12 protein-coding genes and 1 other annotated feature are annotated in these 14,106 nt (G+C 50.7%); all 12 genes read right to left on the bottom strand.

Going from position 1 to position 14,106, the window contains the following annotated elements; all coding sequences use genetic code 11:
• Positions 1–129: 129 nt before the first annotated feature.
• On the bottom strand, positions 130–2,739 hold the full coding sequence (gene mprF, locus EKM99_RS13565) for a bifunctional lysylphosphatidylglycerol flippase/synthetase MprF (protein WP_125583937.1): 2,610 nt from the start codon (positions 2,737–2,739) through the stop codon (positions 130–132).
• 1,023 nt (positions 2,740–3,762) lie between these two features.
• A complete protein-coding gene (locus EKM99_RS13570; protein ID WP_125583938.1) occupies positions 3,763–4,413 on the bottom strand; it encodes a VTT domain-containing protein in 651 nt (216 codons plus the stop codon).
• Between the two features lie 31 nt (positions 4,414–4,444).
• On the bottom strand, positions 4,445–7,093 hold the full coding sequence (locus EKM99_RS13575; protein ID WP_125583939.1) for a YfhO family protein: 2,649 nt from the start codon (positions 7,091–7,093) through the stop codon (positions 4,445–4,447).
• A gap of 15 nt (positions 7,094–7,108) precedes the next feature.
• Positions 7,109–7,756: a phosphatase PAP2 family protein gene (locus tag EKM99_RS13580; protein ID WP_125583940.1), complete on the bottom strand. Its 648-nt coding sequence runs from the start codon at positions 7,754–7,756 to the stop codon at positions 7,109–7,111.
• A 9-nt stretch (positions 7,757–7,765) separates the two neighbouring features.
• Positions 7,766–8,707, bottom strand: a complete 942-nt coding sequence (locus EKM99_RS13585) for a glycosyltransferase family 2 protein (protein ID WP_125583941.1) — start codon at positions 8,705–8,707, stop codon at positions 7,766–7,768.
• Positions 8,708–8,809: 102 nt separating this feature from the next.
• Positions 8,810–10,198 (bottom strand): sensor histidine kinase, encoded by a 1,389-nt coding sequence (locus tag EKM99_RS13590; protein ID WP_125583942.1) that lies wholly within the window; start codon positions 10,196–10,198, stop codon positions 8,810–8,812.
• A 5-nt stretch (positions 10,199–10,203) separates the two neighbouring features.
• Complete coding sequence (locus EKM99_RS13595; RefSeq protein ID WP_125583967.1) at positions 10,204–10,899, bottom strand: response regulator transcription factor; 696 nt, start codon at positions 10,897–10,899, stop codon at positions 10,204–10,206.
• 153 nt (positions 10,900–11,052) lie between these two features.
• Positions 11,053–11,418 (bottom strand): 50S ribosomal protein L7/L12, encoded by a 366-nt coding sequence (rplL, locus tag EKM99_RS13600; protein ID WP_125583943.1) that lies wholly within the window; start codon positions 11,416–11,418, stop codon positions 11,053–11,055.
• Positions 11,419–11,467: 49 nt separating this feature from the next.
• The gene (gene rplJ, locus EKM99_RS13605) at positions 11,468–11,974 is read right to left on the bottom strand and encodes a 50S ribosomal protein L10 (RefSeq protein WP_125583944.1); all 507 of its coding nucleotides are present in this window, start codon (positions 11,972–11,974) and stop codon (positions 11,468–11,470) included.
• 24 nt (positions 11,975–11,998) lie between these two features.
• Positions 11,999–12,123 (bottom strand) — a sequence feature (ribosomal protein L10 leader region).
• Positions 12,124–12,195: 72 nt separating this feature from the next.
• Complete coding sequence (gene rplA / locus EKM99_RS13610) at positions 12,196–12,894, bottom strand: 50S ribosomal protein L1 (protein WP_125583945.1); 699 nt, start codon at positions 12,892–12,894, stop codon at positions 12,196–12,198.
• Positions 12,895–12,991: 97 nt separating this feature from the next.
• Entirely contained in the window at positions 12,992–13,417 is a 426-nt protein-coding gene (gene rplK, locus EKM99_RS13615) for a 50S ribosomal protein L11 (RefSeq protein WP_020088139.1), read from the bottom strand.
• A gap of 131 nt (positions 13,418–13,548) precedes the next feature.
• Positions 13,549–14,100 (bottom strand): transcription termination/antitermination protein NusG, encoded by a 552-nt coding sequence (gene nusG, locus EKM99_RS13620; protein ID WP_125583946.1) that lies wholly within the window; start codon positions 14,098–14,100, stop codon positions 13,549–13,551.
• Between the last annotated feature and the right edge of the window lie 6 nt (positions 14,101–14,106).

Raw genomic sequence — 14,106 nt, forward strand, 5'->3', positions numbered from 1 at the left:
CTCAAAAAAAATTGCCTAATCTCAAAGGATTAGACAATTTTATAAATGGAATTACCAACAACAGTTGACATAGAACCGACATTTTCGGGTCTACGCCTTTTTGCTATCTCTGGCTAACTTACAAATCAGTTAGTCGTGATTTTGCCACCGCACCTCGTTGGTGACCCAACCGTTAAACCACTTTGGCGTCAATTGGGGCAACGGCGTCATCCGTTGGTTGATTACGATGACCAGCTGGAGCATGGTAAAGACCAGCGATTGTCGACGACGGTAAGCCAAGTATTTTGGCTGCCAGTCGGTCACGTACTTTTCCTTGTAAGCTCGCAGTCCCTGGAAGCTGTAGAAGTTGGAGCCATATTCGTAAATTAAATGGGCAGCCCGTTCTTCAATGAAACTGAACTCCGAGACCCCTACGTTGGCCAGTGGTGCCATCCCCAGGTTAAAACTGAGGTAGCCCTGCTCGCGACAGGTCTCAAAGAGATAGACGAAGAGGCCATCCATGATACCAGAAGGCGCATCACGCCGGGCACGCATGAGGTCAATCGACGTCATACGCCGGTCGCCGGTTGGCATCAGATTGGCAAACGCAACCGGCTTTCCATCCGCAGCGGTCATCACTGCCACGGGCGCTTCATTCAGGTACTCGCGGTCAAAGTAGCCCATCGAGAACCCCTTCTCGGACTCATCACCTAACCAAGAATCCGAAATTTCCTTTAACGCTTTAAATTGTTGTGCATCAAATGGTGGCTGCCACAACGCAAATTGATAGCCCTCCCGTTTGAACTTGTTGATCAACGTCCGTTCACCCCGGTGCGCCTTTCCAGCCAAACTGAAGGTTTGTAGCGCGACGTGGCCTTCTTCGCCCACTTTGAGAAAATCAAAGCCCATTTCGTGCAGCCGGAGCGTCAAATTTTCGCTAATTTCATAAAAGACCGGTCGCAGTCCCGCTAAATTTGTGTCGTGCATAAAAGCCTGTAGCGCCGGGCCCAGCTTGTCCTGATTACCAATGGGTTCCCCCATGACCAGTAGCTTATCGGCCTTTTGCCGGTAGAGGAGGAACAGTTGATCTTCCCCATCCTCCTGGTAAAAGTAGGCCCGTTTGTCGTGCAGAAAAGCGAGATGGCTGACCTCGTTACCACCGAATTTTTTAATAATGGCACGCATTCTGGGAGCATCGTAAGCCGTCTGGAGCCACTTTGGCTTCGACGCGGCCAAGTACCGGGAAATCCCCACTAAAATCAGTAGCGCCACCAGGAGACTGCCTAAACCGGTCAACCACACCTGGGTCGATGGCAAGAGCCACGCGTGGGGCAAGAAGGGCCGGTGATGGCCACCCGGAAAACTCGACAGCCCCAACAAGGTGTAGAGGACAAACGTCCCCACGTAAATCGAGCCATCGACCAGCAAGCCGCCCCAAGAGTAGTGAAAGCCAGTCCGATTCAATTCAGGCCGGGCAAACAATAGACAAGCGAGCACCAATCCCAGGAGGACGGCCAGGCTAACGGGGAAGTTTTCCCGCCAGAGCGTATTGCCAATCGCAATAATCAAAACGATCAGCGTTGGCCAGTACGCCCGTTTGACCCGCGCCCCCACGCCCCGGGCTAGACCAATCAATAGAAAGGCCATCACAATATTGGTGATTTGGCTTAGGAAATAAAACATGTAAGGCACCAGTCGTAAGTAGAAATGGTTCGCCAGTACCACGTCCGGAATCGTGGCGAACAGGAGCATCATCACCCCTGAAAAATACATGAAGGTGGTGACAAATAGATGGGCCGCTCGCCGCAGCGTTGCCACGGGGAGACCATTTAAGAATTGATTCAGACGATGACCAGCATCGTGGATGAAGAAACCCACGCCGACCCCAAAGGGCAAGAGGTAGTAAAAGAGCCGGTAGAGCAGGAGCCAGCCGGTGGCGTCCGCCCGACTGACACCCAGGAAGCCCAGCCCAATGATCATGAACACATCAAAGGAGCCCAGGCCACCGGGAATCATCGACACGACGCCGGCAACTGAGGCAACGACGAACATCGGAAAGACCGCCGCCAACGGGATGGGCAATTGTAACACCCAGCCAATCAACAGGAAGAAGAGCGCACAACTCCCCCACTCCAAGCTCGATCCCAGAATCAATTTGAACTCACGCCGCAGGGTCAAGTCCTGAAAGAACTCGCCATCGCTAACCCGGGTAAAAATGAAGATTCCCGGGAAATACAGCCCGCCGCCCAGTAACCAAAACCAGTAGCCCCGAAATGGTTGACCCACATCAAAGCCAAACAGAAAGAGCAACGCCACCCAGCACAGCAGGGACAGTCCCGCCAGTAGGAATAACGCGATCTTAGAGATGGCATAGACCACCTGCTTTTTCGTGGCGGCCTTGGCATAGAAGTTGGCCCGTAAGCTGGCACCCAGCAGACCACCCATCCCCGCCAGGTTCGTGAACGTATTGGTCGTCCACCCGCTCCGAATTACGTAGCCGCGAGAAAATTTTCCCGGCAAGAATTCAACAATGGTGAAGTCATAAACCAGCATTGGCAAGACGGCCACAAAGCCGCCCACCAGTAGGAGCAGGAACGTCCCCGTGTCCAGCGTTGCCAATTCCGACTGTAGCTGAGCCCCGTTGACCTCATGCGCGATGCGGCCCACCATCTGAATCACAAAAATTAAAATTGAAAAAATAAAAATACCTTTAATCAGGGTTAAATGTTTTTGAATACTCCCCCACAAACGTTTCCCCATAGTTGCTACCTCCCCCATAGTCCTTCATTATCGCAACCAACGTGCTGAAGAACAATTCTAACAGCACACAAATCATTGGTTAATTCAGCTACTTAACAGCCCCCGGTTACACTTAGGATACCAGCTAACAGAAATTCAATCCACAAAATTAGTCAAAAATTGTCACCTGCGGCTGCCAGAGATTCCGGCTGCTGTGGGGACCGCCTGCGGCCTGAGAAGCGGTCCTCCGGCTCGGTTTGAAGCCTGACCAAGACCGTCAGTCTCCAAACGCGTCCCAAGCTGTAGGCTGAGGAAATCGCTCAGCTAACGTCGTCGACACAGCTGCCTGCATCTCTGTCCTCCTCCAGTTAGGATTGTTCTTCAACATGATATTGAAGTAACCATCGCTGGACTGGCAACGTTAGTCCGCCGCAATTGGATACTGTCTAAGTAGGCGTGAGTGAGCCAAATTTAGAACGTGCTACTGATATTCAGGCCTCGACTCTTGTCGTATACAGAATTATTGCCTACATGTCATCTTTCACCCCTTAGATATCAAAAAATGACTGCCAGACAATAACACCGAAACCATTAACTAGCTGATTAACTGTTATCCCCCAGCATAGCAAAAAGGAGTAAGCCACTGCCAGTTTTTGGCAAGGGCTTACTCTAAACTTAAGTCTTCAGATAATGAGATTACAAGTTGCTACCTAGTTATGCCAGATTACCATTCACAAATTTTACTCTCTCGAGTCTACAATAGTGTCAGCTAAACAGTATCGTTGAATCCCGTCGCGCCAACGAATTACACAAGTGTACAGGTTGATACACCACGTTAGCCGGAGGAGGCTGGAGGTGGAGGCAGCTGTGACAACGGTGTTGGCTGAGCGATTTTCTTAGCCTACAGCGTGGGACGCGTTTGGAGACTGATGTCTTTTATCAGGCTTTAAACCGAGCCGAAGGACCGCTCCCCAGGCCGCAGGCGGTCCCCATAGACGCCGGAACCTCCAGCAGCCGCAGGCGGATTGGTGAACACTTACTTCCCTACTTTGCTCGGCGCGTTTGGATTGTCATGTGTAACCAGCCAACGACCGCTGGAATCAGTGAAACCACGATGATTCCCAGCACAACGGCGGAGAAGTGATCCTTCACGAAAGCAATGTTCCCGAAGAAGTAGCCCCCGCCACAGCAAATGATCACCCACGTAATGGCGGCACTCACGTTATACTTCAAGAAACGGCGGTAGGAGAACTGCGAACCCGCGGCAACAAAGGGTACGAAGGTCCGAATGATTGGCAGGAAGCGCCCCAAGAAGATGGCAATCGGCCCGTGCTTGCGGAAGAATTTTTCCGACTGGGCTAACCGCTCTTTGTTGATGAGGCGATTGAACCAGGACCGACCGCTCAAGGCCGCACCGGTTCGGCGACCGAGGTAGAAATTCAGTGAATCTCCCCCAATCGCGGCGACCAAGAAGATGGCGACAAATAGCCAAATGTGCAGGCCATAGGCGGGGTTGGCTGCCAAGGCAGCGGCGGCAAACAATAAGGAATCTCCCGGTAGAAACGGTAAGATGACTGCGCCAGTTTCGACAAAGACGATGGCGAACAGGATGAGATAGGTGGAACCGCCAAATGTGTTAACAATGTTAACCAAATGACTATCAATGTGTAAAACGAAATCGATTAGATATCCCATTATGATTCTCCTTTAAATGACCTTCTGACAGCTAGCTTACTTTATCGCTCGTTTGCGGTTGCTTCTCCTCCTGTCGTCCATGCTTCTTGCGCCAGTACCAGGTCAGGCCACCAAATGTGGCGAGACTGCCCAAACTGATGCCCAGTCCCAAGTGGCTTCCTGGGACGTGATAGGTCAATTGAATCTGGTTTTGACCGTTCTGAATCGGGATACCCATGAGGCCATTGACCAACCGCTTGGTGGCGACCTTCTGACCGTTAACTGTTGCGTGCCAGCCCGTATCGTAAGGGATACTCAAGAAGAGCTCCGATTTTTGACTGGACCCGCGTACGCTCCCGGTCAGCTTCGTTTGAAAGTGGCTATCCGCCGTGTGTATGGTCAACTTCTGTTGGCGCATGCTCCGCAGTAGATTGGTAAAATCACTTTCGCGTAACCCCATGACCTGCGTCTTGTACAGGGCAACGGCGTAAGTCGCTGCGAAGTGACAAGTAATGGTTTGGCCCTGCTTGAAATCACCCAGCTTGATCAAGGTTGCTTGACCGTTGGCGTTCATGGCGGGCTTAATCTTGGTCCCGTTCACGACCATGGTCGAGTACTTAGTGCCACCGTTGACCGCCCACAGGTAGACGGGCCCGGTCGTCGTTGCGCGCAGCGTCATCACGTGGTGGTAGGCATACGTCGTCTTCACGCCATTGATGCGATTGACCTTTTTCACGCTATCCTGCAACAATTTGGCCTGGGCAAAGTACGCCCGTTTCTGTGGTCGCAGGGCTTGCATGATGGCTTCTTGATTCCGCAAGGCGTTGCTGCCCAACTGAACATTGTCCAGGTCAGGCGACACGGCAAACCCCATCCCGCTGTAGCTTGATGCGGGGGTGGTCACTGACTGGGTCCCCGTCAAATGAACGGAATCCTTCACGCCCAACAGGAGCTCGGCCAATGGGGTCAACCCAACGGCCCCAATCCGCCGCACGTTGTCACTGTACAGGCCCAATTTTTGCAGCGTCTGCCGCGTTTGTTCGTTCAACGTTGAACTGTAAGACGTCAGGCCGTGAAAATTGAAGAGCAGACTGTCATTATAATTGTTGTAATGGCTGTAGTACGCCCGGTTAATCAAGGTGTTGTCGTTTTGGACCCGGTACAACTGGCCATCCGGATCATTGACCTGACTCATCTGCTTGCTTTCTGCCTGATAAGCCGCTTCATAGGCCTTTTGATCACCAAATGAGGTCGTACTCATGCTTAAAATAAAGTTGCCCCCAACTTCGGTTATGACCAGCAAACTAATCAGCCATTTCCGCCAGAGCCGCTGTGTGGCAAAGATAACGACGGCCGTAGCCACAATGTACACTGCGGACAGCCCAATGCTATGCCAATGAACCAGTTGGATGTTTTGATAGTATTTCTCCAACCGCGCTGAGCGCCCCTGCATGAGCTTGACCATAAACGTAATAAACTTGGCCCCGATGACCATACTGAACACTTGAATCGTTGGCAGTCCCCACTGCCAGTGACGCTTGATTTTTCGTGGTTCCGCCTGCCAAGCCGCAAATGCTAAGACGACCATGACAAAGCTCAGGAAAAACACGTTGCGGAACGGAAAACCAGCCGGTGCTTGCATCATGTGCCAAATGGTATTGAACGTCCGAATCCACATAGCTAGGAACAAGGCCCCAAGTAGCAGTCCCGCCGACCACTTTTGCCGCTTAGAAATGCGCGGCTGAACAAAGTAGGTCAACACCAATAACACCACAGCACTGGAGACGAAGACGGTCGGTGCGTGCCACAGCCGTTGTGAATAGTTGGTTGCCCCCACACCAAACTGGGCGAAGAATTCTAGCCCAAACTCGGGTAAGAAATGTAAATTAAGATTGTTGGTGGTCGACTTCGCCGTTTGCAACATCCCTAATCCCGTTGGAATCAAAATGACGGCGGCACTGAGACCACTCAGCACACTCGTCAAGACGAACTGGCTCAAGCGACCATACCAATCAGCAACGTGCGTGGTTTCTGGCCGTTCACTCAACCAGTTGTACAAAATGTAGGCGAAATACAGCACCGCGAACAGGCACGTCATGTAGCCTAAGTAGTAGTTGGTCACAATACTTGCCAGTAGCCAGCCGAAGAACATCCCCGGGCGTTGGTCGCGAACCAATCGATCAAGGCCCCCGGCAACCAGGGGCAAAATGATTAAGGAATCCAACCACATGAAGTCGAAGTAATTGACCGCGACGAAGCCACAAAAGCTAAAGGCAAGTGCGAAGATGATCGTTAACCGCTGCGTCGTCCGAAAATGACGCTGAAGGTACCAGGTCATGGTTGCCGCAATCGTGGCAATTTTGGCCATCACAATCAGGCTGGCCGCAATCGGCACCTGACTCCCACTGAAGAAAACAACAATCAGGTTAAACGGACTCAGCAGATAATACGCAACCGTTGGGACCACAACACTTCCCAGCGACTGCGAGAAGGAATACAGGTGAAAGACCTGATACTTCAACGCGTGCTGCATCGCCGTCAATAGCGGAATGTATTGCGTTCCCATGTCGCTCATCAGCAGTCCATGATTGCCAAATGGGGCCACCCCCCAGAAAACAAAGACGCCAGTTACAATCGCCAAGGCAACGAGCCACGCGATTCCGATATTTTGCCAAACTTTTTTTGACGCTAACGTTGCCATGTCGACACCCCATCCTTACTCTTGGGCCTGATTTTTTTGCCATTTCGCGGCGACCCGTTCTAACATGCTCACAACTTGTAGCCACCAGCCACTTGCCAGTAAGATGCTCCCCAGAACATCACTTGGATAGTGATCGCGTAAGCCTAAGCGGGCCAATAACACACCCACAACTACGAGACAAACGACCGCGGTCACGCTCCAGAACGTGGCACTGCCTTTTAGAAATTTAAATAGTAACGTAATAATCATGCAGGCGAGCAAGGTCGTGCTAAAGACGTGCCCGCTGGGAAAACTGAATCCGGTGTCCGCGACGACCTGTTGCAGTGGACGTAGGCGACCGACCAGTTGTTTCACGACCAGCAGGACGGCATCCCCACCGACAACACCGACTAGCGCGGCACAGGCCCAGCCATACTGACGAATCCGCCAGAGAAAGAGCGCCAGGATGACAGCTAGACCACCCGTCACCAAGGGACTGCCCATCAGCGTCAACCATTCCCAGATCCGGACGTGCTGCCCCAAGCCACTGGAGCTAAAACTTGTCAGCCACTGGCGATCCAAAATCATGAGCGGTTCAAACTCGGTCTTGACCAAGATGGCCAAGATGCCAAAGAGCCCGAAACAGCCCAGTGCCAATTGTTGATTGCGTTGCGTAATTGTCATGACGTCCTCCTATCGCTTATCTTTGACCAAATACTGTGGTCGGTGCTTCGTTTCCAAATAGATGCGACCAATATACTTGCCGAGAATCCCTAAACAGAGCAGTTGTAAGCCACCCAACATCAGAATAATGACCACCAATGAGGGCCAACCCGCGGTCGGATTCCCAAAGAGTAGCGCGCGAATCACGATCCAAAAGACACCGACAATCGCCGCAACGAAGGATAATCCACCCAGCCAAGAAGCAATTGCCAATGGTACCTCCGAGTAATCCATGATACCTTCCAGGGAATAATCCAGCAGTTGCCGCATAGACCAGTGCGTTTTCCCCGCAACCCGGTCCTGATGCCGAAAGCTGAGATACTTGGTCTTAAACCCGACCCAACTGAAGATCCCTTTAGAAAAGCGATTCACCTCTGGCATATCAATGATGGCTTGCACCACGGAGCGGCGCATCAACCGATAGTCCCGCGCCCCCGGTACAATCTTCACCTGGGAGATGCCGTTGATCACGTGGTAAAAGGCACTGGATAGCTTGGAACGCAACCACGGTTCCCCTTGGCGATCGGAGCGTTTCGTGGCAACCACGTCGTAGTCCGTTTCCACTAACATCTGAATCATGGTTGGCAACAACTCCGGTGGATCCTGTAAATCGGCATCCATCACTGCCACGAAATCTCCTTGAGCAGCCTTCAAACCAGCGAGCAACGCCGCCTCCTTGCCAAAGTTCCGGGAAAAGTTCACGTAATGGACGGATTCCGGATTGGCGGCATGCAGGTACTGCATTTGCTGGAGCGACTCATCACTGGACCCGTCGTTTACAAACCAGTACTCCCATTGAAATTGATCCCGGTGCCGGTTAAAGTCAGTTAAAATTTGTTCAACACGTTTATAAAATAATGGCAAACTTTCTTGTTCGTTATAACATGGCACAACGATCGAAATTAATTGCATGACACACCCTCCTTGCCCACAAAAAAACACTTAACTCTCATGGCATTTCATAAGTCCATGATAGTTAAGTGTGGGTGAATCTAATACAGGTCGAAAAAGAGATTACTCTGAGAGTTTATCAGAATCCGGTTGGGACAACGCAAATACGAGAACAAACTGGCTACCCCGCGGCTGATTGTCAACGACTTGAATAGTCGCATGGTTAAGCGCCACCAGTTGGGCCACAATCGCCAACCCCAGACCGGTCCCACCAATCTGTCGGGTCCGCGCTGAATCTACACGGTAGAAGCGTTCAAAAATATGTGCCTTATCAGCGTCGGCAATCCCCATGCCCAGGTCTTGAATACTGAGGCGCACCTGGTTTGCAGTGGTCTCAAGGGCAATGGTAATCGGCTGATCCGCAGGCGAATATTTCCCGGCATTGTCGATCAGTGCCGCCAACACCTGCTGAACACTCTCGGAGTTACCGTAAATAACGGCAGAAGCCGCTCCCGTCACCTGGATAGCCTGCTGCAGGACCGCTCGTTCCTCTTCAACGGTTTCGTTGATGACCTCAGCGAGATCAAAGTAGTCGAGCTGGAGCGTTCCCCGGTCCGCCCGGGACAACGTTAACAGGCTGTTGACCAGCGTCTGCATCCGGTTCGACTCGTCGTCGATAAACTTAATCGAACGGGGAATAATTTCGGGATGCTCCGTCCCGCGCCGCTCAATCAACCGCACGTGTCCCCGAATCGCCGCAATCGGCGTGCGGAGTTCATGAGCCGCATTTGAAATGAATTCCCGTTCCTGACTCGCGTGTTCGTTGATGGTGGTTAAGAGTTCGTTAAAACTATGGGCTAGTTGGGTGACCTCACTAGGCTGTTCCGGCACCGGCAACGTTGCCTTGGTTGTCCGGACGCGTGACTGCTCCTGGGCGGCCACGTTGAGGCTTGCCAGGGGGCGGGTAATTTTCTTTGCCGTCAGCCGGATGTAAATCCAGCCCAGCACCACGGTGAAGGCCATAATAATCAAGATAACAATCATCACCGACAACAACACCGTGGTAATCGGCCGCAAGCTGAGCCAGATTTCCGAATGGATGCCCCAATGAATCCCGGAGCGATAGTACGTAAAGCCATACCCCGGCGTGTAAGCCACGGCTGGAAAGATTGGCATTTGGTAATGGGTTGCTTTGATGAATTTTTTAGTGTTCGGTGAATAAAATGTTGAAGGCGCCTCGCCAATTTTACTATTGTACACGCGAACCATCGTGTTCTGCGTGTTGATGGAGCTGCTCTTCCGCCACCGATCCCAATCGGGCTTGTCATCAATGATGGACCGTTTCAGACTGGCCATTAGCTCAACCGAGGATTGTTCGCTTTGCTTGACCAACTGGTAGCCCACCGTGCCCACGATTGTGCCGCCCATCAATAAGATGACGAGCACTAACATCCAAATGAAGCGGTGCTGAATCTCCTGGGCTGTTGAGACTCTGCGTTTTTTCTTCGCCATGGCACTTACCCCACGTAGTCCGCGGACAGAACGTAGCCGACGCCCCGCACCGTGTGAATCAGGGAGTGACCTTCCTCTTCATTCAGCTTGTGCCGCAGGTAGCGGATGTAGACGTCCACCACGTTCGGTTGGCCTTCAAAATCAACGCCCCATACGGCATCGAGTAGTTCGTCACGGGTCATGGTTTGGCCAGCGTTTTTCATCAGGCACAGGAGTAATTCGTACTCCCGTTGTGTGAGTTGAATCAGGCTCCCGTTGCGTTGGACTTGCCGCGCCCGGGTGTCTAGCGTGACGTCCGCCACGTGTAGCTGACTATCCGCTGTTTCCTGATGATGCTGGTGCCGCAGAATAACGCGGATGCGGGCCAGGAGCTCTTCAATTTCAAAGGGTTTTGTTATGTAATCATCGGCACCGGTGTCCAGGCCCGCTACCTTGTCGCCCACGTAGTCCCGCGCCGTCATCATAATCACGGGTAAGCTGTCGTGCCGCCGAATCCGGCGAAGGACGCCCAGCCCATCAAGTTCCGGCAACATCCAGTCCAGGATAATCAGGTCCAGCTGTCCCCGGTTAGATTCGTAAATCTCCAGCGCCGTTTTCCCGTCCATTGCGTTTAAAATCGTATAGTCTTCAAATTGTAATTCCGTGGTCAGCGATGCTAACAACGCTTCGTCGTCTTCCACAATTAAAATTGTTCCGGCCATGTCTTCACTCCGTTCATTTTTAAACTTCTCACTTAGCTTAATCATTTCAGCGTTAAAAAGCTATTAGGGAGACTTAATCACAAGTGAAAATTAAAAAACGGCACAAAAAAACCGCTACCCGAGGGCAACGGTTCATTTTTGTTTTGAAGGTGATTACTTAAGAGTAACCACACCACCAACAGCTTCAAGCTTTTCCTTGATTTCGTTAGCGTCGTCTTCAGAAACGCCTTCCTTGATGACAGATGGTACGTTGTCAACGAGGCCCTTAGCGTCCTTCAAGCCTAAACCAGTGATTTCACGGACAGCCTTGATGGCCTTAACCTTGGCGTCACCAGATTCAGTTAATTCAACGTCGAATGAATCCTTAGCAGCTGCGTCGCCGCCAGCAGCACCGGCTGCAGCAACTGGGGCAGCAGCGGATACGCCGAATTCGTCTTCGATACCCTTAACTAAGTCGTTAAGGTCGGTAATTGACGCTTCTTTAAGAGAAGCGATGATAGCATCTTTATCAAAAGCCATGTTATTTTCCTCCAATAATTGGGTTTAATTTTATGTTTCAATCAGGTACTTAGGCTGCGTCGCCTTCGTCACCCTTTTCAGCAATCGCCTTAACAGCGTAAGCCACGTTCCGTACTGGTGCTTGTAAGACATTAGCCAGCATAGAGAGCAGGTCTTCACGACTAGGCAAGCTTGCGTAAGTGTTGATTTCGTCAACGGAGACAATTTTGTCTTCGATGAAACCACCCTTGATCTGTAGGTCGTCAACACTGTCTGCAAACTTCTTCAAAACCTTAGCAGGTGCAATTGCATCCTCGTCAGAGAAAGCAACGGCAGTAGGACCAGCAAACAGATCGTTTAAATCTGCATAGCCAGCTTTTTCTGCGGCCCGAACCAAGATTTTGTTCTTGATGACGTTCATTTGAACGCCAGCATCACGTAATTGCTTACGTAAGTCAGTTGCTTCTTCAACAGTTAACCCACGGTAATCAACCACGATAGCGCTGGTGGCGTTGTTGAACTTTTCAACAACCTCATCAACCTTTTTAGCTTTAATTGCAATAGCTTGTTCACTCAAAATATTCACCTCCCGGATTAGTTTGGTGGGATAAAAAAATCCCCATGCCACCAAGACATAAGGAGTCAAAAGTTTAAGTAAACTTCTTCCTCGGCAGGAAATTGAGACCATTAGGCCACCTGAGTCTTAGGTAGATCTATTAAATACAACTTCAATAGCATACAATACTTCAACATTGCTGTCAACGCATTATAGGGGATTTTTTTATTTCAAGATTTAACTTAGGCTAATAAGGAAGCCAAGTCAACGTCGACGCTAGGGCCGAACGTTGAAGAAATTGAAACGTGTTGAACGTAAGTCCCACGCACAGCGGCTGGGCGAATACGAACAATCGTTTCGGCAATGGTCTTCAAGTTGCCGGCAAGCTTGTCAGCATCAAAGGAAACCTTACCAAATGGAACAGCAACGTTACCGTCCCGGTCAGTCCGGTAAGTAACTTGCCCGTTCTTAGCATCAGAAACAGCCTTTTCGACGTTCATCGTAACAGTCCCCGTCTTAGGGTTAGGCATTAAGCCCTTAGGTCCTAAGACCCGACCTAAACGACCAACTTGGGCCATCATGTCTGGCGTTGCAATTGCAACGTCAAAGTCCAACCAGCCGTCTTGGATGCGTTCTACTAAGTCTTGTTCGCCAACGACGTCAGCACCGGCAGCTTCTGCAGCCTTAGCTTGGTCCCCTTTAGCGAATACGATTACCGTGGTTTCCTTACCGGTACCATTTGGTAATACTAAAGCGCCACGGAGTTGTTGGTCCGCTTGCTTCGTGTCAACGTTAAGCTTGAAAGCAACTTCAACAGTTGCGTCAAACTTAGCGAAATCCATTTTCTTCGTTAAATCAATCGCGTCACCCATAGTGTAGACCTTGTCAGCCTCGACCATTTTGGCAGCGTCTTGATAGTTCTTACCTCGTTTGTGAGCCATTTTGTGTATTCCTCCTTGCAAATGTGGTTGTAACGGATAAACCTCCCACTTGACACATTTCATTTTCGTGAAGTGTCCGACTATCCGAAAACTGAGCTTAACCTTCGACCGTGAAGCCCATGCTCCGGGCAGTACCTTCAATCATGCGCATAGCTGCTTCAACATCAGCTGCGTTTAGATCTTGCATTTTAGTTTCAGCGATTTGCTTAACTTGATCCTTGGTTACCGTAGCAACCTTTTTCGTGTTAGGTTCGCCGGAACCACTTTCAACACCAGCGGCCTTCTTCAACAGCGTTGCTGCTGGAGGAGTCTTAGTGATGAAATCAAAGGAACGATCTTCATAGACACTAATCACAACAGGAATGATCATACCAGCTTGGTCAGCTGTACGAGCGTTGAATTCCTTAGTGAAGCCCATGATATTGATACCTGCTTGACCTAAAGCTGGTCCAACTGGGGGAGCTGGGGTTGCTTTACCCGCAGGAATTTGTAATTTAACGACATTAGCTACTTTTTTAGCCACGAGACAATACCTCCTTGAGTCCGTGTGTGGTAAGTGGGGCTGTTAGTTTGCCCCTCCCACTTTGTACATATGCGTCACGCATACCTGAGAATCATACCACAATTAACGAACCATCACAAGTTCTTTTCGAATTAACCTAAGATTGGGTCGACTTGGTCAAAGTTCAGTTCAGTACTGGTTTCACGACCGAACATATCAATGTTAACCTTCAACTTCATCTTTTCGTCGTCGACTTCGGTAATCTTGCCGACTAAGCCACTGAAGGCACCGTCGACAATGGTTACGGAATCGCCAGGAGCAACGTCCAATTCGGCGTGACGCGCAGAGATACCGACACGACGCAGGATCCGTTCTACTTCATCGGGTAACAGTGGCGTTGGCTTACTACCTTGTCCATGGGAACCCAAGAACCCAGTAACACCGGGCGTGTTCCGGACAATGTACCAAGCTTGGTCACTCATGACCATTTCGACCAACACGTAGCCGGGGAAGGTCTTTTCCATGGTGACCTTGTCCTTACCATTCTTAACTTCGTGTTCCTCTTCTTCGGGAACGACAACGCGGAAAATGTTGTCTTGCATCCCCATTGATTCGGCACGAGATTCCAAGTTCGCCATAACCTTGTTCTCGTAACCCGCGTAGGTGTGAAGAACGTACCATTGCTTTTCAGCTGACTCAACCATTTTGGT

Source organism: Levilactobacillus cerevisiae (assembly GCF_003946245.1).
Lineage (GTDB): Bacteria > Bacillota > Bacilli > Lactobacillales > Lactobacillaceae > Levilactobacillus > Levilactobacillus cerevisiae.